Origin of the sequence: Pseudarthrobacter sp. NPDC092419 (assembly GCF_044755045.1) — a bacterium.
Lineage (GTDB): Bacteria > Actinomycetota > Actinomycetes > Actinomycetales > Micrococcaceae > Arthrobacter.
On sequence record NZ_JBIVQF010000004.1, the window covers coordinates 260,192 to 278,283 of the forward strand.

Genomic DNA, 18,092 nt, shown 5'->3' on the forward strand with positions numbered 1-18,092 from the left:
CCGGCGCTAGGGTGGAAAATGAACGTAGCCCATCCCCAAGGAGCCCCCGCCGCACATGGTCAGCTTGTTGTCAGTCCTTCCCCCGGTTGCCGCCGACCCTGACGGGATCAGCATTCCCGGGGTGGCGATCAGCCTCGGCGTCGGTTTTGCCGTCTGGCTGCTTGCCACGTACGTCATCTCCCGCATCACCAAGCGGGTGGCCGCCGGCAGCAGCCTGTTCAAGCGGCCCACCTTCAAATGGGCTGCCCCGGCGCTCCGGGCGCTCGACCATGAGCGCAGGGTCCAGCGTGCGGAGACCATCGGTTCGCTGCTGAACAGCATCGTTGGTGTCCTGGTGGTGGTGATCACCGGCATGTACGTACTGCAGAACCTGGACATCAACATCGCTCCCCTGCTGACCAGCGTCGGCATCCTGGGTATCGCCATCGGTTTCGGCGCCCAGCAGCTGATCCGGGATTTCCTGGCCGGAATCTTCATCACCATCGAGGACCAGTTCGGCATCGGTGACGTCATCGAAACCAGCGAGGTAGTGGGCGTAGTGGAATCCATGGGCCTGCGCATCACCCGCGTCCGGTCCGACGACGGCGCCATCTGGTACCTGCGCAACGGCGAGATTCTGCGGGTGGGAAACCGTTCGCAGGGAAACTATGTGCCCCTGCATGAGGGCCCGGACGGAACCACGGACCAGGGCACCACGAAGCCTGACAACGACAAGACCGACCAGAAAGCCGGCGACTAGCCATGACCACCACGCCTGAACCGCGCCAGCCACGCCAGCTGATGCAAAACGACCCGTTCAGCCAGCCGGGCTACACGGACAACTTCTACGACGCCGTGGGCGGGCACGAAACGTTCGTGAAGTTGATCGACGTCTTTTACGACGGGGTGGCCACCGACCCGCTGCTGCGTCCCATGTATCCCGAAGAGGACCTGGGTCCGGCCAAGCGTCGGTTCCTGATGTTCCTTGAGCAGTATTGGGGCGGTCCTACAACCTACGGTGCGGAGCGCGGACATCCGCGGTTGCGCATGCGGCACATGCCGTTCAAGGTCACGCCGGAGGCAAAGGACAGGTGGCTTTTCCACATGCGGGCCGCCGTCGACGCGCTGGAACTGCCGCCCCTGTACGAGGGCACGCTGTGGGACTACATGGAGCGTGCGGCGCTGTCCATGGTCAACAGCCCGTCGGAGCCGTAGGCACGGTACGCCAGGAATAGGTCCGGGCAGGGCCGGACGGTTACGGCAGGCCGCTGCCGGTCCGGACGAGGACATGCCCACGGGGTCCGGTCAGGCGGAACCAGCGGCCGGAGCGGTAAAGCTCCTGCTCGCCGTCCCCGAGGAAGCCCAGGGCGAGGGCCGCGAACGCCGCCCCGGCCGGCAAGCCGGAGTCGTCCAGTTCCCTGCCCCACACTGCAGCCCTTGCATTGTTGACGATCAGCGTCCCGGGTTTGTCCGGCACGATTTCCGCGACCTCGGCCATGCCGGCCTCCGCGGCGCTGCGCAGGAAGGCATCGGCGACGGTTCCCGCGTGCTCCCAGCCGCCGCGGGGCGCACTCACGCCGGTCCAGGATTCAGTGACGATTGACGGCGGGACCGGCAGTTCGACGTCGTCCGCTCCCGCGCGGGCTATCCGGTCCAGGACGGCTGCAAGCGGCACCGTGACATCCGTGCCGGAGGGCTGCGCGAGCGCCATGGTGCGCAGCCCGAGGATAGTGGGAGTCGATTCGCCCAGCAGACGGGGCCGCAGGACGCAGACGTAAGCGGCAAGGACGGTGCCGGCCCCCTGGAGGCGGATGGCGCCGTCGTCAATGGCCTTGGCGCGGGTGGCGAAGGTTTTCAGGTCGGCCAGGTCCCGGGGGTCTGCGAAACGGAAAGAGCTGGTAAGAAGATCGGACACACTCAAACCCTACCGGCTAGCCTCCGGTTGAGCGGTCCTTGGGTGACGTCTAGAGTCAAGCCATGACTGAAGCCGAAACCGGACTGTTGGCCCCGCCCAACGGTGACCCCACCGCATCGCTGATCAAACTGCTGGACCTTGGCGAACTGGAAGGTGCCCGGACAGACGAGGACATCTTCCTGGGTCCATCGCAGCAGCAGCCACATCACAGGGTGTTCGGCGGGCAGGTCCTGGCGCAGTCGCTGGTGGCATCCATCCGCACCGTTGACCCTGACCGCTTTGTCCACTCCATGCACGGCTATTTCCTCCGTCCGGGCGATGCCAACAAGCCCATCACGTTCGGTGTGCAGCGGCTGCGTGACGGACGCTCCTTTTCCGCGCGGCGGGTCCACGCGTACCAGGACGGTGTCCCGATCCTCTCGATGATCGCTTCCTTCCAGGGGAACGACGAAGGCATTGAGCACGCGTCTACCATGCCGGCGGGAATCCCCGATCCCGAGTCGCTTCCAAGCACGGCGGACCTACTGGGCAAGTTCGACCATCCCGTGGCCCGGCACTGGGCTTTCGAGCGGCCGTTCGACATCCGGCACGTCGATCCCCCGCTGTACGTATCGGCAAAAGGTCCCAGGGAGCCGCGCAACGCGGTCTGGATGAAGACATTCGGGCCCATGCCGGACAACACCAACCTGCACCGTGCAGCGCTGGCGTACGCGAGCGACTACACGCTGCTGGAATCCATCCTGCGCCGGCACGGGCTGAGCTGGATCACGCCTGGCATGAACGTCGCGAGCCTGGATCATGCGATGTGGTGGCACCGGCCGGCCCGGGTGGACGAGTGGCTGCTGTACGTCCAGGAGTCGCCCAGTGCGCAAGGCGCCCGGGGGCTGGCAACGGGCAAGATCTTCAACCGGGAGGGCGAGCACGTGGCATCGGTGGCCCAGGAGGGGATGATCCGTGTGCCCACGGACTTCAAGAACAAGGTGGTGGGAGCCTTCCAGTCCAAGGTCGTGGAGCACCAAATCCGGAAGGCATCACGGGAGTAGCAGGGCGGCTGAGCGGGGCTGATTGGCAGGGGTTTAGCCGGCTGCGGGAAAGGCCGGCGTCCGCGTGTGGAGTACACGTGGTCGCCGGCCTTCCGTATGCCTGCCGTCTGCCGGCTACAGCCGCGACGGTGTCAGTCGCGGGTCAGGCGGCGGTGCGTGACCCGGTGGGGCTTGGCCGCGTCCGGGCCGAGGCGCTCGACCTTGTTCTCCTCGTAGGACTCGAAGTTACCCTCGAACCAGTACCACTTGGAGGGGTTTTCTTCGTCGCCCTCGTAAGCAAGGATGTGGGTGGCCACCCGGTCCAGGAACCACCGGTCGTGCGAGACCACCACGGCGCAGCCGGGGAATTCCAGCAGCGCGTTTTCCAGACTGCTGAGGGTCTCGACGTCGAGGTCGTTGGTGGGCTCGTCAAGGAGCAGGAGGTTTCCGCCCTGCTTGAGGGTCAGTGCCAGGTTCAGCCGGTTGCGCTCGCCTCCGGAGAGCACCCCTGCCTTCTTCTGCTGGTCCGGGCCCTTGAAGCCGAAGGCGGCCACGTAGGCGCGGGACGGCATTTCGACATTGCCCACCTGAATGAAATCCAGCCCGTCCGAGACGACTTCCCACAAGGTCTTGTTGGGGTCGATGCCGCCGCGGCTCTGGTCAGCGTAGGAGATCTTGACCGAGTCGCCGATCTTGAGTTCTCCGCCGTCCAGCGGCTCCAGGCCCACAATGGTCTTGAAAAGGGTGGACTTGCCGACGCCGTTGGGTCCGATCACGCCGACGATGCCGTTGCGTGGCAGGCTGAAGGACAGCCCGTCGATCAGCACGCGGTCGTCGAAGCCCTTCTGCAGGTCCTTGGCCTCCAGGACCAGGCCGCCCAAGCGGGGTCCTGGCGGGATCTGGATCTCTTCGAAATCGAGCTTGCGGGTGCGGTCTGCCTCGGCGGCCATTTCCTCGTAGCGGGCCAGACGGGCTTTGGACTTGGTCTGGCGGCCCTTGGCGTTGGAACGGACCCACTCGAGTTCCTCGGCAAGGCGCTTGGCCTGCTTGGCGTCCTTCTTGCCCTGGATTTCGAGACGCGCACGCTTCTTCTCCAGGTACGTGGAGTAGTTGCCCTCGTAGGGGTACAGGTGGCCGCGGTCCACTTCGGCGATCCATTCGGCCACGTGGTCCAGGAAGTACCGGTCGTGGGTGACCGCCAGGACGGCGCCTGCGTAAGTGGACAGGTGCTGTTCAAGCCACAGCACGCTTTCCGCGTCCAAGTGGTTGGTGGGCTCGTCAAGAAGCAGCAGGTCCGGCTTCTGCAGGAGCAGCTTGCACAGGGCCACGCGGCGCCGTTCACCACCGGAGAGGTTGGTCACGTCCGCGTCCGCCGGCGGGCAGCGGAGGGCGTCCATGGCCTGTTCCAGCTGGGAGTCGAGGTCCCAGGCATCGGCGGCATCGATGGCCTCCTGCAGCTGGCCCATCTCTTCCAGGAGTGCGTCGTAGTCAGCGTCCGGGCTGGCCATTTCTTCGGAGATCTCGTTGAAACGCTGGATCTTGCCGTAGATCTCGCCGACGCCTTCCTGGACGTTGCCCAGGACGGTCTTTTCCTCGTTCAGCGGGGGTTCCTGGAGCAGTATTCCCACGCTGTAGCCGGGGCTGAGCCGTGCCTCGCCGTTTGACGGGGTGTCCAGTCCGGCCATGATCTTCAGGATGGTGGACTTACCGGCACCGTTCGGGCCCACGACGCCTATCTTGGCGCCCGGGAAGAAGGACATGCTTACGTCATCAAGAATGAGTTTTTCGCCAACGGCTTTGCGGGCCTTGGTCATTGTGTAGATAAATTCCGCCATGGTTCCAAATCTAGTGGGTAGGCGGTCATATCTCACATTCCGAAGCTGCCGCTCAGGATCCGACGAAGCACTTGCCGCTGGCCAGGACAGGCATCACCGTTACCGTCACGGCGCCCTCACGAACCTGGCCGATTACGCAGTCCTTCCCTTGGAGCACAGCGGCCTCGATCGAGTCCGCCGCCAGGCCGGTGGGTGTAGTGCTCTCCGATACCTCAAGCGAGCGGGTATCAATGCCTGCTCCGGTCAGGGCATCACGGACCTGTGCCGTGGACGGTTTGGGCGCACCCGCGGCGAGCCTGCCCAGGACATCGGTCACTTTGGTGCGTAATCCTGAAACGGCAGCGGCCTGTCCAGTGGGGCCGGCCGTTGCAGTTCCTGTGGGTTCGGCGGTGGGAACCGTGATTCCAGCTCCCGGCGTACCGTCCTGGGCAGATCCCGAAGCCGCCGGCGAGCTGCCCGTGACGCGAGGATCCTGAGCGGCCCCGCTGCAGCCGGTGAGCACCAGGAGCGATGCCGTGAACGCTGACCCCGCCACCATTGCTGCCCTCCGGAGCCTTCCCCTCCTGCCGTGCAGCAGGTGAACGCCGGAAACGCCCGGCGCAGGGTGGGCCGCACCGGATGTCCGGCGGTCAGGCGTTGTGGGCATGCTGTCATTGTGCCACGATGCCGCGGCTGCTCCCGCGGGCACCGGGTCACGGCCGCGCCGGGTCATGATGCACCGGGCCCGCGGGCACCGTCTCATGGCAGCGCGGGTCAGGCCGGCGCCGCCGTGAGTTCACCCGTGTTCGTGTCCAGCGACGAGAGGGCTCCGTCGCGTTCCTCGACTGTCAGTGTCTCGACGCCAAAGTCACCTGGGTCTCCGCCGTTTTCTTCAGCCCCCTCAAAGGTTTGGTCAGAGACCGGGGCTGAACCGGCGTCGTCCGTTCCTTCCTGGTCCACGAGCGAAAGAACGGGCCTGGTGGCGTTGCGGATGTAGTTGGCGGAGCCCCACTGCAGATCGTGGCCCACCGCGTCCGCGTCGATCTCGGTGGAATGGTAGGTCCGGCCGTCCCGTTCCCAGCTGCGCAGCTTCAGTTTGCCAATCACAATGACGGGCTGGCCCTTGCGCACGCTGCAGGCAAGGTTCCCGGCAAGCTGGCGGTACCCCTGAACGTTGAACCAGTTCGTTTGCCCGTCTGCCCACGTGCCCGTCTCTTTGATGAAGCGGCGGGTAGTGGATGCCAACCGGAAAGAGGCCGTGGCCACTCCCCCGGTCGTGGTGGAAGTCTTGACGTCCGTGGCCACGAAGCCACGGACCGTAATGAAGTCGCTCATCTCTTCGTCCTGTCTCAGATGGTGATGCCCGTTAGCAGGCACCACCAGCATGTCTCCGGGCGGGCGCCCGAAGGAGGGGTGCGTTTGGCTATGTGCATAACCCGCAGGGTTCCGGCGGGTGTGGAGGACTGGTGGCCAAAGGTACAGCGGCTGATTCCAGCCGCACGCGGGGCAATGTAAACTTTTTGAGGCGCCCGGACTTAGGGTCCAGGGGTGGCCCGCCTCAGTAGCTCAGGGGATAGAGCAGCGGCCTTCTAATCCGCCGGTCGGGGGTTCGATTCCCTCCTGGGGCACCGTGTGATGAGTCGAGACATCCTTCACGGAGGAGTCGGGTCATCATTGACACCCCCGGTCTTCGGACCGGGGGTGTTGTGTTGTCCGGCCCCTCCCACAGTCCGTCCTGTTTTCGACGCGCATCTTCATGGGCGCTGCGCATGTCCCCTGACGCACCCCATATGTGGGCGTCGCCGGCGAGGATGCGCCTCGACCACAATTTTGCGCGTCGAAACCCGACGGCGCAGGGCGAGGATCCGGGCGGTCAAGGCTTCCGGCACACTACGTGGGCTTCTATTCGGGCGGCGGGACCTGGGTTCGACGGCATCCAGGCGGCCATCGCGGTGACGGCCGGAACGGCTGGTGCGGCTGGTCAGATCACCGGGCGTTCGACGACGGGTTCCCCGGTCTTGCGGAACAGGGTTCTGGTACGGGGGTCCCAGAAGATCAGGTACAGGCCGAAGAGCAGGCCCGTCAGTGCGGCGGCCACACGGGCGAGGGCCAGCGCGAAGCCAAGGTCCTCGGTTTGCAGGTACGGGAACACTTCCAGCTGGTCGGAAATGGCGTAGATCATGAAGAACGAGACCACGAAGTAGAGGGTCTTGACCTGCCAGTCGTTGCGGATCCCGGTGACCGCGAACAGCGGAATGAGCCACACCACGTACCAGGCCTGGATGATCGGAGCCAGCACTACCACCGCCGCCAGGGCCAGGGTCAGCCTGCGCATCAGGCGGTCGTGATCACCCCTGAAGATCTGCCAGGCAATGATGCCGAGGGCCAGGACTTTGCCCGCGGTGAACACCAGCCCGGAAAAGACGTCGTACCCCAGGCCAAACGCCCGCGCCAGGGACCCCACCACCATGCCGATGAGCCCCACGGGTGCGTACCAGATGGCCAGGCTGCCGGGGGCCGAGAGCCCATTGATCCAGCCAAAGCCGAAGCCGTTGACCAGTGCCATGAGCACCAGCATCCCCAGGCTCAGCGCGGCAGTCAGACCCCAGAACCAGAATTTCCGCAGCCAGCCGGCCTCCTTGCCGGCCCACATCAGCCCGATGAACGGCAGGAAGATGATCGTAATGGGCTTGACCGCAATGGACAGCGTGACCAGGACGATACCCACTACCACGCGCCGCGTGGCGCAGTAGTAGAGACCGGCGAGGGCCAGGCCAATCATGAGCGCGTCGTTGTGGACGCTTGCGATGAAATTGGTCAGGAAGAGTGGATTCGCAGCGGTCAGCCAGAGGGCGCGGTGCGGGTTCACGCCATGCAGCTCCGCAAGCCGCGGCACATAGACGATGCAGAGAACCACACCAACCAGGGCAACCAACCGGAACAGCATGACGCTGGCCTCCGGCTGCACGTTCGTTACCCACACCACGAACTGCTCGATCCACAGGAAGAGCTGGCCATACGGGACGGGCGCTTCGGTCCACATCTTGTCGGCGCCCAGCTGGAAGTAGTTCGACAGCGCGGAGATTCCGTTTTCGTACGGGTTGAAGCCTTCCAACATCAGGCGGCCCTGGCCGATGTAGGCGTAAACGTCCCGGCTGAACAGCGGGATGCTGAACATCATGGGCAGCCCCCAGGCAACAACCGCGGCCAGGGTCACCCTCCGTGCCGCGGGCCCCCAGACGCGCACTTTCTGCCCCAGGCGGAGCCAGGCCCGAACCAGCAGCATGCCGCCGACGGCGAGCAGGATGATGGACAACGCCACTCCCAGCGCCTCCGCGCGCATCCAGATGAACAGTGGCATCCGGCGCAGCTCGGAGACGGGGGCGAGCCAGCCCACCCCCAGGGATCCGACCAGCATGAACATGGAACCGGCGAAGCCCGCCAGCAGCGGAGAGCGGGGACTGTCCATCCCGGCGTCCTCCGCGGGAACGGCTGCGTCACCGGCCAGCTCTCCCGTCGCGGGCACAGGCGCCGTCATGTCAGGATCGTCCAATCTTCAGGCGCGAAGATGTGTGGTGTCTTGCGCGCAGCGGCCGGGCCCGGCGTCCCTCGCGGGCCGCCGCAGCAGGTGGAGCAAGCGGCGGAATCGTCCGCCGCGCGTCCCAGAATCCTAGCATCGGCGGTCCGCCGGGACGTGTAAAGGTAGGCTGGTCGGGTGCCTATTACTAACGAACGAATCGTCTGGATCGACTGCGAAATGACCGGCCTGGACATCAAGAATGACGCCCTGATCGAGGTGGCCGCCCTGGTCACCGACTCGGACCTGAACATCCTGGGTGACGGCGTGGACGTCGTCATCAAGCCGGATGATGCCGCCGTGGCACAGATGGGCGATTTCGTCAGGGACATGCACACCAAATCCGGCCTCCTGAAGGAACTGCCCAACGGCAAGACTATGGCGGAAGCGGAGGCCCTCGTCATGGAGTACATCGCGGAATGGGTGCCGGACCCCCGCAAGGCTCCGCTGGGTGGCAACTCGGTTGGAACGGACCGCGTATTCCTTGCCCGGGACATGCCCGCCGTGGTTGAGCACCTCCACTACCGGGTCATCGACGTGAGCACCATCAAGGAACTCTCACGCCGCTGGTTCGCGCGTGCCTACTTCCAGTCCCCCGCAAAGAAGGGCGGCCACCGCGCCCTGGGAGACATTAAGGATTCCATCGACGAGCTCCGGTACTACCGCGAGGCCGTCTTCGTTCCCGCCCCCGGTCCGGACAGCGCCACCGCCCAGCAGATCGCGCGCCGTATCACCACGGCCGAATCCCCGAAACAGCCGCAGGCGTAATCTGCGCCACGTTTCCATGAATTTTCCGGGAAATCGGCAAAAGTGGCCAAAACAGTGCTGAACAGCAGGTAAGCTATTTGAGTTGCCTTTCCAGAGGGCCGGGTAGCCGGTCGCTCCGCAGGGCACATGGTGGGCGTAGCTCAGTTGGCAGAGCGCCTGGTTGTGGTCCAGGAGGTCGCGGGTTCAACCCCCGTCGCTCACCCTCACGGGAGGCCGTACCGGATATCCGGTGCGGCCTCCTTTTTTTGCGTACCCCATGTATCAAATACCGGCCACAGCGCAAAGGACGGACGACATGACAGTTCTGCCAATCACCATCTGGGGAGAACCTGTTCTCCACCGCCGGGCCGCAGAGGTTGAGGTCTTCGACGACGCCCTCCGCACGCTCATCGAAAACATGTTCGAAACCAACGACGCCGCCAACGGCGTGGGGCTCGCTGCGCCCCAGATCGGCGTGGGCAAGCGCATCTTCGTGTACAAATACGCCAACGACGACGGCGCTCCCCCTACGGGCGTCGTGGTGAACCCCCAGCTGACGCTCTCCAAGATCTCCGGAGCGCTTCCCGACCCGGATGAGGAGGAAGAGGGCTGCCTCTCATTCCCCGGCGGGCACTACCCGCTAAAACGTGCCGAATGGGCACGGGTGGAGGGCTTCGATGGCTACGGCCAGCCGGTCCGGTTCGAAGCGACGGGCTGGTTCGCGCGGGTGATCCAGCACGAATACGACCACCTCGACGGCAAGCTCTACGTCAACCGGCTGATCGACCGCTACGCGCGCAAAGCCATGAAACAGGCGAAGAAGAGCGGCTGGGGTGTGCCGGGGCTGACCTGGATGCCCGGCGTGGACCCCGATCCCTTCGGCCACTAGGCTCCGTTATCGTGCCAGGACGGTTCGCTGGTCCGGGCAGGTGCCCAGGACCCGCTTCATGGCGTCCTTTTCGGCCTGGGTGACCCAGAGGCCATAGCCTGCTTTGACCGACACCTGGCGGGCCACATAGTGGCAGCGGAACGACTTGTTCTTTGGCAGCCAGGTGGCGGCGTCAGCGGCGCCCTTTTGCTGGTTGGCGGGCCCGTCCGCGGCCACGAGGTTCACGGGATCGTTGGCCAGGTGCTGGCGCTGCCGGGCTGTCAGTTGCTGGGCGCCCTTCTGCCACGCATCCGACAGCGCCACCACGTGGTCGATCTGCACTTCACGGCTGCTGTCTGCGCCGCGGCGGAAGTCGATGGTCTTCGACGTGTACGGATCCTGGAAGCGGCCCGACGCCACCCCGCACCGGGAACGTTCCGTGAACGCGACCTCCAAGAGATCGCGCCGCAGGATGTCGTTGCGGGTATCGCAGCCGTTCCGGTCGGCGTCCAACCAGGCCTGGCCGAACGCCTCCCGCTCGTAGTTGTTGGCCGGTGCCCGGCCTTTGACGGGCAGGCCCTCAAGGACCGACAGCGCCGTAGCATCCGGCACCTGACGTACGGCTACCACCGGCTTCATCCAGGCGGGGTCGTAGACGGGCGCTTCGACCGGGCCGGCGGCCGCGGGCTCCGCCAGTGCGAACTGCCCGTCGGTAAAGAACCACGCCACTGTCGCCAGCGCAGATACCGCGGCCAGTGCCAGCAACACCCATGCCTGGCGGGATCGGCGGCGGGCACGGCGGTAGGCGGTCCAGCTGGCGCTCATGGCGTCACCGCGCTGCGGTTTACATCCTGCACCCGAAGAGCCTAGGGCACCGGAACATCCCTTCCGCGGATTTCCACAGTGTGGAGGAAGAGTGACGCGTCACATGGGGCGGCGGGCGGCCTCTACTGCTCGCGCATCACGCGGCGGAGGTCCTCCTCGGCGACCGCCAACAGGCCTTCGAGCTGGCGGACCCGGTCCTCGCCGACGTCGCCCGTTGCCTGGGCGGCCCGCGCCCCTTCGAGGAGGCGCAAGGCTTCCTTGTGGTTGGCCTTGGCGACATCCAGGGCGTGTTCGAGGGTGGTTTCGTGCTGAACCGCGGGTTCCTTAGTCATGCCACCAGTGTGGTCCGGTTTCCCGGCTGATTCCAGAGGATCAGCCGGGAAACCGGGTGACCGTTATTAGACTGCGATGGTTGCCAGCGCGGCGGCCGACTCCTTGGCCGGGAATGAGGGCGGGTTGACCCCGGCCATTTCCTCCATGACCCGGACTACCTGGCAGCTGTAGCCGAACTCGTTGTCGTACCAGACGTAGAGGACAAGGTTCTTATCGTTGGAAATCGTGGCGAGCCCATCCACGATGCCCGCACGGCGGGAACCGACGAAGTCCGTGGAAACAACTTCCGGGGAGTCGATGTAGTCGATCTGCTTGCGCAGGTCCGAGTGCAGCGACATCTCGCGCAGGAAGTCGTTCACCTCATCCTTGGTGGTGCCGTTCTTCAGGCTCAGGTTAAGGATCGCCAGGGAGACGTCCGGCGTGGGGACGCGGATGGAGCTGCCGGTCAGCTTGCCCAGAAGCTCGGGCAGGGCCTTGGCAACAGCCTTCGCAGCGCCGGTCTCGGTAATGACCATGTTCAGCGCCGCTGAACGGCCACGGCGATCGCCCTTGTGGAAGTTGTCGATCAGGTTCTGGTCATTGGTGAACGAGTGCACCGTTTCCACGTGGCCGTGGACTACGCCGAACTTGTCGTTGATGGCCTTGAGCACCGGAGTGATGGCGTTCGTCGTGCAGGACGCTGCGGAGACAATCCGATCCGAATCCAGGATGTCCCCGTGGTTGATGCCATGGACGATGTTCTTCAGTTCGCCCTTGCCCGGCGCCGTGAGCAGGACGCGGGCAACGCCCTTGCTCTGCAGGTGCTGGGACAGGCCTTCCGTGTCGCGCCAGCGGCCGGTGTTGTCCACCACCAGGGCGTCCTTGATGCCGTAGGCGGTGTAGTCGATGGTGGCCGGATCGTTCGAGTAGATGACCTGGACCTGGACACCGTTGGCCGTAATGGTGTTGGCCTCCTCGTCAATCCGGATGGTTCCTTCGAACGAACCATGCACGGAATCGCGGCGCAGCAGGCTGGCGCGCTTGGAGAGGTCGTTGTCAGAACCGCGGCGCACCACGATGGCGCGCAGACGCAGCCCGTGGCCGCCTCCGGCCTTCTCAACGAGGAGGCGTGCCAGAAGTCGTCCGATACGGCCAAAGCCGTAGAGCACGACATCCGTGCTGGTGCGGTCGTCGCCGCCGCGCTTGCCCACGATCTCTGCGAGCTCGGCGCGGAGAAACTCCTCCAGGCTGGCGCCGTTACCTTCGTCCTTGAACTTCTGGTTCAGCCGGGCGATGTCGATGGCCGCTGCGCCGAGTTCCATACCGGCGAGCGCGTTCAGCAGCGGAGCGGTCTCCTCCAGGCGCAACTCGTCCTTGCTCATCCGACGGGCGAAGCGGTGCGCCTTGAGGATGTTCATGGTGGACTTGTTGATCAGGCTCCGGCCGTGGATGCTGGTCACCACGTTGTTCTCGCGGTAAAGCCGCCCGATCACCGGGATCATGGCTTCGGCAAGAGCCTCCCGGCCCATCCACGTATCAAGACAAGAATCTGACGTCTGGCTCACAGAAATACCTTCCTCGGTTCAGCCGCATACGTCTTCGTACGCGGATGTCGGCCACCGGATGATGTCCAGGGGCGCCGTGGCCTGCCGGGTTCGGCCCGCAGGCGCGTGGGTCGCTGCAAAGAAAAACCGCCGGCTGCGAACGCAGCCCCGGCGGGAGAACTTCTACGTCCGGAATCCATTCTAGGTTGGCCGCGGCGCGCCGGAAGGCTCCGGACGCGTGAAATCACTCACACGGGAACCCACAACTGATGCCCGTGCGTCCGCCGTCAGTTATGGATCGCCGAGTAGAGGTTCAGGCTGGCGGAGAACACCACCCAGGAGAAATATGGCAGCAGGAGCAAACCGGCGGTCCGGCTGACGGGCCCAAAGCGGAGGGTCAGGAACGCCAGGGAAGCTGCAAGTGCAGTGATGACGAGGAACGCAACCCACAGGGCGGGAGCGCCCAGGAACGGGTACAGTCCAAAAAATGCCAGCGGCCAGGCGGCATTGAGCCCCAGCTGGGCACAGTATCCGGCCAGGGTGCCGCCGCGCAGCGCACCGCGGCGCCATACCAGCCAGGCCGCGACAGCTACGCCGGCGTAGAGGAGCATCCACATGGACCGGAACATCCAGCCAGGCGGCATCCAGGGCGCCTGCGCCGAGGCAGCGAACCAGTCACCGGCGGACCTGATGGGAACAGCGGCGAGGAACCAGGTGGCGGCCGACAGCGCCAGGAACCCTGCGAGCGCGGGCAGGTCGCGGACCCGGCGGGGTGCGGGGGTTGTATCAGCAGGCACGGTTCAGTTCCCCAACAGCGTTTCAGGTCAGTCGACGGCGTTCCAGGTCAATCACGGCAGGTGGATGGGACAGCCGATACGCCGGGTTCTGTACTCCCCCGCTGTTGCCGGCGAAGGAGTGACGGCCATCCATCTAGGAGTACCGTTGCCGGCACCCTCCAGCGGCCTACCCGGACACTCGGGCGGGCAGCCCTCAAATGTGTCCTGTCTGGCCTTGCTCCGGGTGGGGTTTACCTAGCCTTCCCGGTCACCCGGGAAGCTGGTGGTCTCTTACACCACCGTTTCACCCTTACCTGCGCCTGCCATCCGGGGACGGCAAGGCTGGCGGTCTGTTTTCTGTGGCACTGGCCTGCGGGTTACCCCGAGTGGGCGTTACCCACCACCCTGCCCTGTGGAGCCCGGACGTTCCTCGAGCCACTTGCGTGACGCGCGGCCGCCTGGCTGTCCCATCCGCGTCCAGTCTACCGGCGCCGCAGCCTGCTTCAGCCGCCGGTAGGATCGGACGGTGCTGATTCTGCTTCCCCCCTCCGAAGGCAAGACCCCGGCCGCCCGGGGCCCGGCCCTCGACTGGGACTCCCTCGCCTTTCCGGCGCTGAACGCAAGAAGGGCCGAAATCCTTGAGTCGCTGGGCACCGTCAGTGCGCACGAGGATGCCCTCGCCCTCCTGGGGGTGGGCGCATCGCTGCGTGACGACGTCGTACGCAATACGCGGCTGCATGCCGAACCTGCGGCGCCGGCGCACCGGATCTATTCCGGCGTCCTGTACGACGCCCTGGGGTACGGAACCATGAGTGCGGCCCAGCGGCGCAAAGCGGACGACGCCGTGCTGGTCATTTCCGCGCTCTGGGGCGCCATCCGCTTCGGTGACAGCGTTCCGGCCTACCGGCTTTCGATGGGAACGGCACTGCCCGACGTCGGACGCCTCGCCCCGTTCTGGAAGCCCCACCTGGCCGCCGCCCTCGCCCCGGTGGCGGAGGGGCACCTGCTGGTGGATTGCCGCTCCAGCACCTACGCCGTGGCCTGGGCGCCGCCGCCGGAACAGACGGCCGCCGTCAACGTGTTTACCGAAACCGGCGGGGTCCGCAAGGTAGTGAGCCACTTTGCCAAGCACACCCGGGGCGAATTGGCGCGGCACCTGCTGACGCGGCGGGGCAAGACGCCCGCAACCCCGCAGGCCCTGCTGAAGGCTGCACAGGAGAAGTGGGCAGCTGAACTCGTTCCCGGCACGGCACGCAAGCCGCACGCGCTGAACATCATCCTGCCCGGCTGAGGACAGCCGGGCCGGTCAGGCCCATTCTTCGGAGCGGACCAGGATGGCTCCCGAGTCCGGACAGAACACGATGTCCTCCGGTGCTGCGGCCTTGATGTCGGCAAGGTCCCCGGGACTGAGCTTCATGCCGGATGCCTCCGACGTGCCATGGAACAGCCGGGCGGCCCCCACACCGCGCCGGGCGAGTGTTTTCTCGTAGACCGCCAGCAACGGTGCATCCAGGGCCTGGGCGAACGCATCGCGGCGGCCCTTGACCTCGGCCGTTTCCGCGGCTACGGCGGCGAGTTCCTGGTCGAGCTCACCGCGGATTGAACCGAAGGAGCCCTGGATGTCGTCAACGATCCTCTGTTGGGCAGCCTGCTTTTCGCGGAGGGTGTCCAGCCGTTCCAGGACCTCCAGCTCCACGTCCTCAAGGTCCGAGCGCCGCTTGTTGAGTGAGGCGATGTCCTTCTGGAGCGCCACGAGGTCCTTGGACAGTCCCGTCCCGCTGTTGAGCCGCGCTTCGTCCCGGCTGATCCGTACGGTGACCTGTTCGACGTCGGCCTCTGCGCGCTTGAGCTCGGCTTCAGCATCGTGGACGGCAACCTTGGCCGCGCCGAGTTCGCCGTTGGCCACGGCGAGCGCCGCTTCGAGGTCTTTGATCCGGGGGTCCGTCTCGAGGGCGCGCCGGCGGTTGGCCAGCGCGGTCAGCTTGGCGTCCAGTCCCTGCAGGTCGAGCAACTTCAACTGTTCTGCCGGTGCTGCCTTGGCCACTTCTACCTCCGCTTGATCCTTTCCGGCCGCGGCCGGGCACCGAACCGGCGCTTCCTAGACTCTAGCGCCTGGCCCGCTTCCATGCCCGGCTTAGCCTGGAGTCAGGATAAAGTCCCAGGGGTCGCTGTTAGTGGTGCTGACCCGGATTTCGACGTCGTGGCCCTGGTCGCTCAGCACGTTTCCGAGCGCCGATGCTGCCGCGGGGAGCCAGAGCCATTCGCTGGCAAAATGCGAGACATCGACCAGGTAGGGCCTGCCGTTGAGGGCTGCTTCCCGTGCCTCCGAGGCTGGATGGTGGCGCAGGTCGGCGGTGACGTATACGTCCGCGTTGCTGGCCCTGACCTCATTGAACAGCGAATCCCCGGCGCCGCCGCACACGGCGATCCGCCGCACCAGTCCGTCCTTGTCCCCGGACACGCGTACTCCCCCGGCCACCGAGGGCAGGATGCCGAACACGCGGGCGGCGAAGTCGCCAAGGCTCATGGCGTCGGGCAGTTCGCCCACGCGGCCGATGCCTTCCTCCGGCAGTCCGTTGGCCGACGTCGCCAGCGGAGCGACGTCCTGGAGCCCCAGCGCATCCGCCAGGACATCGGAGACGCCCCCGACGGCGGAATCGCCATTGGTGTGCACCGTCAGCAACGCCGTCCCCGATTCGATGAGGCGGTGCACCGCCCGGCCCTTGGGTGTGGTGGCGGCAACGGTCGTGACGCCCTTCAGCAGCAGCGGGTGATGCGTGATCAGGAGCTCGGCACCCCAGTCCACGGCTTCTTCAATGACTTCAAGCGTGGGGTCCACGGCGAACATGACCCGCGACACCGGTGCGGCCGGGTGCCCGGCCACCAGGCCCACCTCGTCCCAGTTCTCCGCCAGTGACTCGGGCCACAGCTCTTCCACCGCCAGAAGCAGCTCGGCCAGGGTTGGAACGGTTTCGGAAGGTGCCGCCGAACCTGGCCCGCCGGGCCCCGGGAAGGGGGCATCGCCGTCGTGGGTCCGGTCATTGTGGTCTTCGGGTCCGGTAACGTCGGTGTCCTCAGGTTCCATAGTCTTATTTCTACCCCATTGCCTGGTCAGACCGGCACGTGCGGACTGCGCCGGCCGGGGCAGGGAATCATCCGGGCCCGCCAACCATTGAAGAGGTCATGAAAACTTTTGTCCTGGGCGGAGGCTGCTTCTGGTGCCTCGACGCCGTCTACCAGAAGACCAAGGGAGTCACCTCAGTGGTCTCCGGCTACACCGGCGGCCATGACCCGGAGCCTGATTACTACTCGGTGTGCAGCGGAACGACGGGCCATGCCGAGGTGGTTGCGGTGACTTTCGATGAGGACGTCATTCCAGCGGATGTTGTCCTGGACATGTTTTTTGCCCTGCACGACCCCACCACGCTGAACCGCCAGGGATACGACGTGGGCACGCAGTACCGGTCGTCGATGTTCTATGAGACAACGGAAGAGAAAATCCTGTTCGAGGAAGCCATCGAACGCAACCAGGCGCTGTGGCACGCTCCGATCGTCACCGAAGTCAGCCGGCTGCCGCGCTTCCACGTCGCCGAGGAGTTTCACCAGGACTATTACGCCAAGCACCCCGAACAGGGCTACTGCCAGGTGATCATCAATCCCAAGCTCGCCAAGGCGCGGAAATATTACTCTGCATGGCTTAACGCTTAGCCAGCCTTGGGCGGCCTCGTTAGGCTGACCTCAGTATCCACCCCTCAAAGATAGGCGTATGTACATGGCACGGATCTATGACGATGTAACGCAGCTGGTCGGCGGAACCCCGCTGGTCAGGCTGAACCGGCTCAGCGAGGGACTGGACGCCACCGTCGCCGTCAAGCTCGAGTTCTACAACCCGGCCAACAGCGTCAAGGACCGCATCGGTGTGGCCATCATCGACGCTGCGGAAAAGTCCGGCGCGCTGAAGCCCGGCGGCACCATCGTCGAAGGAACCTCCGGCAACACCGGCATCGCCCTGGCCATGGTGGGCGCGGCCCGCGGCTACAAGGTCATCCTCACGATGCCGGAGACCATGTCCACTGAGCGCCGCGTCATGCTGCGCGCCTTCGGTGCCGAAATCGTCCTGACCCCCGGGTCCGAAGGCATGCGCGGCGCCGTGGAGAAGGCGCAGGAAATCGTGGCCAACACGGAGAACTCCATCTGGGCACAGCAGTTCGCCAACGAAGCCAACCCGCAGATCCACCGAAACACCACGGCCGAGGAAGTCTGGGCCGACACCGACGGTGGAGTGGATATCTTCGTCTCCGGCGTGGGCACCGGCGGAACCATCACCGGCGTCGGACAGGTCCTGAAGGAACGCAAGCCCGGCGTGCAGATCGTCGCCGTGGAGCCGAAGGACTCCCCCATCCTCAACGGCGGGGCCCCCGGACCGCACAAGATCCAGGGCCTCGGCGCGAACTTCATTCCAGAACTGCTGGACACCAACGTCTACGACGAGGTCCTGGACGCCAGCCTGGAAGACTCCGTGCGCGTTGCCCGCGAACTCGGCGTCAAGGAAGGCATCCTCGGCGGCATTTCCTCCGGTGCCATCGTCTGGGGCGCGCTGGAACTGGCCAAGCGCCCGGAAAACAAGGGAAAGCTGATCGTCGCCGTGGTCTGCGACTTTGGAGAGCGTTACATCTCCACGGTCCTCTATGACGACATCCGCGGCTGATCGGT

At 65.5% G+C, this 18,092-nt stretch carries 19 protein-coding genes, 2 tRNA genes and 1 other RNA gene; 10 read left to right on the forward strand and 12 right to left on the reverse strand.

All coding sequences use genetic code 11. From position 1 onward, the window contains the following. Positions 1–55: 55 nt before the first annotated feature. Positions 56–739 carry a mechanosensitive ion channel family protein gene (locus ACIQC0_RS08870; RefSeq protein WP_377216009.1) on the forward strand — a complete coding sequence of 228 codons (684 nt, stop codon included), beginning with the start codon at positions 56–58 and terminating at the stop codon, positions 737–739. Between the two features lie 2 nt (positions 740–741). Next, complete coding sequence (locus ACIQC0_RS08875; protein WP_377216008.1) at positions 742–1,194, forward strand: globin; 453 nt, start codon at positions 742–744, stop codon at positions 1,192–1,194. A gap of 40 nt (positions 1,195–1,234) precedes the next feature. Here the strand turns inward: ACIQC0_RS08875 and ACIQC0_RS08880 are convergent, their stop codons facing one another. Then, a complete protein-coding gene (locus tag ACIQC0_RS08880; protein WP_400534337.1) occupies positions 1,235–1,894 on the reverse strand; it encodes a hypothetical protein in 660 nt (219 codons plus the stop codon). Positions 1,895–1,956: 62 nt separating this feature from the next. On the opposite strand from ACIQC0_RS08880, the gene ACIQC0_RS08885 reads away from it, so the two are divergent. Next, positions 1,957–2,937 carry an acyl-CoA thioesterase gene (locus ACIQC0_RS08885; protein ID WP_377216006.1) on the forward strand — a complete coding sequence of 327 codons (981 nt, stop codon included), beginning with the start codon at positions 1,957–1,959 and terminating at the stop codon, positions 2,935–2,937. Positions 2,938–3,068: 131 nt separating this feature from the next. Here ACIQC0_RS08885 and ettA read toward each other — a convergent pair whose 3' ends face one another. From ettA to ACIQC0_RS08900, 3 genes are all read right to left on the reverse strand, one after another. Next, a complete protein-coding gene (ettA, locus tag ACIQC0_RS08890; protein ID WP_377216005.1) occupies positions 3,069–4,751 on the reverse strand; it encodes an energy-dependent translational throttle protein EttA in 1,683 nt (560 codons plus the stop codon). 52 nt (positions 4,752–4,803) lie between these two features. After that, positions 4,804–5,397: a DUF6993 domain-containing protein gene (locus ACIQC0_RS08895; protein ID WP_400534341.1), complete on the reverse strand. Its 594-nt coding sequence runs from the start codon at positions 5,395–5,397 to the stop codon at positions 4,804–4,806. A 107-nt stretch (positions 5,398–5,504) separates the two neighbouring features. Next, a complete protein-coding gene (locus ACIQC0_RS08900) occupies positions 5,505–6,065 on the reverse strand; it encodes a single-stranded DNA-binding protein (RefSeq protein ID WP_377216003.1) in 561 nt (186 codons plus the stop codon). 220 nt (positions 6,066–6,285) lie between these two features. Here ACIQC0_RS08900 and ACIQC0_RS08905 point away from each other — a divergent pair. After that, positions 6,286–6,358, forward strand: a tRNA-Arg gene (locus tag ACIQC0_RS08905). Positions 6,359–6,711: 353 nt separating this feature from the next. Here ACIQC0_RS08905 and mptB read toward each other — a convergent pair. Then, on the reverse strand, positions 6,712–8,268 hold the full coding sequence (gene mptB, locus ACIQC0_RS08910; RefSeq protein ID WP_400534344.1) for a polyprenol phosphomannose-dependent alpha 1,6 mannosyltransferase MptB: 1,557 nt from the start codon (positions 8,266–8,268) through the stop codon (positions 6,712–6,714). 177 nt (positions 8,269–8,445) lie between these two features. Here mptB and orn point away from each other — a divergent pair, with 177 nt between their 5' ends. From orn to def, 3 genes are all read left to right on the forward strand, one after another. Continuing rightward, on the forward strand, positions 8,446–9,075 hold the full coding sequence (gene orn, locus ACIQC0_RS08915) for an oligoribonuclease (protein WP_377216001.1): 630 nt from the start codon (positions 8,446–8,448) through the stop codon (positions 9,073–9,075). A 129-nt stretch (positions 9,076–9,204) separates the two neighbouring features. Next, a tRNA-His gene (locus tag ACIQC0_RS08920) sits at positions 9,205–9,277 on the forward strand. 93 nt (positions 9,278–9,370) lie between these two features. After that, the gene (def, locus tag ACIQC0_RS08925) at positions 9,371–9,943 is read left to right on the forward strand and encodes a peptide deformylase (protein WP_400534348.1); all 573 of its coding nucleotides are present in this window, start codon (positions 9,371–9,373) and stop codon (positions 9,941–9,943) included. A 6-nt stretch (positions 9,944–9,949) separates the two neighbouring features. Here def and ACIQC0_RS08930 read toward each other — a convergent pair whose 3' ends face one another. From ACIQC0_RS08930 to rnpB, 5 genes are all read right to left on the reverse strand, one after another. Then, positions 9,950–10,747, reverse strand: a complete 798-nt coding sequence (locus ACIQC0_RS08930; protein ID WP_400534351.1) for an HNH endonuclease family protein — start codon at positions 10,745–10,747, stop codon at positions 9,950–9,952. Between the two features lie 122 nt (positions 10,748–10,869). Beyond that, positions 10,870–11,079 carry a hypothetical protein gene (locus tag ACIQC0_RS08935; protein WP_377215998.1) on the reverse strand — a complete coding sequence of 70 codons (210 nt, stop codon included), beginning with the start codon at positions 11,077–11,079 and terminating at the stop codon, positions 10,870–10,872. Between the two features lie 66 nt (positions 11,080–11,145). Further along, positions 11,146–12,624, reverse strand: a complete 1,479-nt coding sequence (locus tag ACIQC0_RS08940; RefSeq protein WP_400534354.1) for a glyceraldehyde-3-phosphate dehydrogenase — start codon at positions 12,622–12,624, stop codon at positions 11,146–11,148. A 266-nt stretch (positions 12,625–12,890) separates the two neighbouring features. Beyond that, positions 12,891–13,400, reverse strand: a complete 510-nt coding sequence (locus ACIQC0_RS08945) for a TspO/MBR family protein (RefSeq protein WP_400534357.1) — start codon at positions 13,398–13,400, stop codon at positions 12,891–12,893. Positions 13,401–13,461: 61 nt separating this feature from the next. Next, positions 13,462–13,849: RNase P RNA component class A (rnpB, locus tag ACIQC0_RS08950), an RNA gene on the reverse strand. 56 nt (positions 13,850–13,905) lie between these two features. Between rnpB and ACIQC0_RS08955 the strand changes: the two genes are divergently transcribed. Continuing rightward, entirely contained in the window at positions 13,906–14,670 is a 765-nt protein-coding gene (locus ACIQC0_RS08955) for a YaaA family protein (protein WP_400534360.1), read from the forward strand. 15 nt (positions 14,671–14,685) lie between these two features. On the opposite strand, the gene ACIQC0_RS08960 is transcribed toward ACIQC0_RS08955, so the two are convergent. Next, entirely contained in the window at positions 14,686–15,423 is a 738-nt protein-coding gene (locus tag ACIQC0_RS08960; protein WP_400534363.1) for a zinc ribbon domain-containing protein, read from the reverse strand. Positions 15,424–15,513: 90 nt separating this feature from the next. Further along, entirely contained in the window at positions 15,514–16,464 is a 951-nt protein-coding gene (locus tag ACIQC0_RS08965; RefSeq protein ID WP_377215993.1) for a Nif3-like dinuclear metal center hexameric protein, read from the reverse strand. A gap of 98 nt (positions 16,465–16,562) precedes the next feature. Between ACIQC0_RS08965 and msrA the strand changes: the two genes are divergently transcribed. Continuing rightward, entirely contained in the window at positions 16,563–17,087 is a 525-nt protein-coding gene (msrA, locus tag ACIQC0_RS08970) for a peptide-methionine (S)-S-oxide reductase MsrA (protein ID WP_400534367.1), read from the forward strand. A gap of 64 nt (positions 17,088–17,151) precedes the next feature. Further along, the gene (gene cysK / locus ACIQC0_RS08975; protein ID WP_377215991.1) at positions 17,152–18,087 is read left to right on the forward strand and encodes a cysteine synthase A; all 936 of its coding nucleotides are present in this window, start codon (positions 17,152–17,154) and stop codon (positions 18,085–18,087) included. Positions 18,088–18,092 lie beyond the last annotated feature (5 nt).

What these genes read in the sequence shown, in the direction of transcription:
- ACIQC0_RS08870 (WP_377216009.1), top strand. Translation starts at nt 56, where the DNA reads ATGGTCAGCTTGTTGTCAGTCCTTCCCCCGGTTGCCGCCGACCCTGAC.
- def (WP_400534348.1), top strand. Translation starts at nt 9,371, where the DNA reads ATGACAGTTCTGCCAATCACCATCTGGGGAGAACCTGTTCTCCACCGC.
- ACIQC0_RS08875 (WP_377216008.1), top strand. Translation starts at nt 742, where the DNA reads ATGACCACCACGCCTGAACCGCGCCAGCCACGCCAGCTGATGCAAAAC.
- cysK (WP_377215991.1), top strand. Translation starts at nt 17,152, where the DNA reads ATGGCACGGATCTATGACGATGTAACGCAGCTGGTCGGCGGAACCCCG.
- ACIQC0_RS08900 (WP_377216003.1), bottom strand. Translation starts at nt 6,065, where the DNA reads ATGAGCGACTTCATTACGGTCCGTGGCTTCGTGGCCACGGACGTCAAG.
- msrA (WP_400534367.1), top strand. Translation starts at nt 16,563, where the DNA reads ATGAAAACTTTTGTCCTGGGCGGAGGCTGCTTCTGGTGCCTCGACGCC.
- ettA (WP_377216005.1), bottom strand. Translation starts at nt 4,751, where the DNA reads ATGGCGGAATTTATCTACACAATGACCAAGGCCCGCAAAGCCGTTGGC.
- ACIQC0_RS08965 (WP_377215993.1), bottom strand. Translation starts at nt 16,464, where the DNA reads ATGGAACCTGAGGACACCGACGTTACCGGACCCGAAGACCACAATGAC.
- ACIQC0_RS08935 (WP_377215998.1), bottom strand. Translation starts at nt 11,079, where the DNA reads ATGACTAAGGAACCCGCGGTTCAGCACGAAACCACCCTCGAACACGCC.
- ACIQC0_RS08930 (WP_400534351.1), bottom strand. Translation starts at nt 10,747, where the DNA reads ATGAGCGCCAGCTGGACCGCCTACCGCCGTGCCCGCCGCCGATCCCGC.
- mptB (WP_400534344.1), bottom strand. Translation starts at nt 8,268, where the DNA reads ATGACGGCGCCTGTGCCCGCGACGGGAGAGCTGGCCGGTGACGCAGCC.
- ACIQC0_RS08895 (WP_400534341.1), bottom strand. Translation starts at nt 5,397, where the DNA reads ATGCCCACAACGCCTGACCGCCGGACATCCGGTGCGGCCCACCCTGCG.
- ACIQC0_RS08885 (WP_377216006.1), top strand. Translation starts at nt 1,957, where the DNA reads ATGACTGAAGCCGAAACCGGACTGTTGGCCCCGCCCAACGGTGACCCC.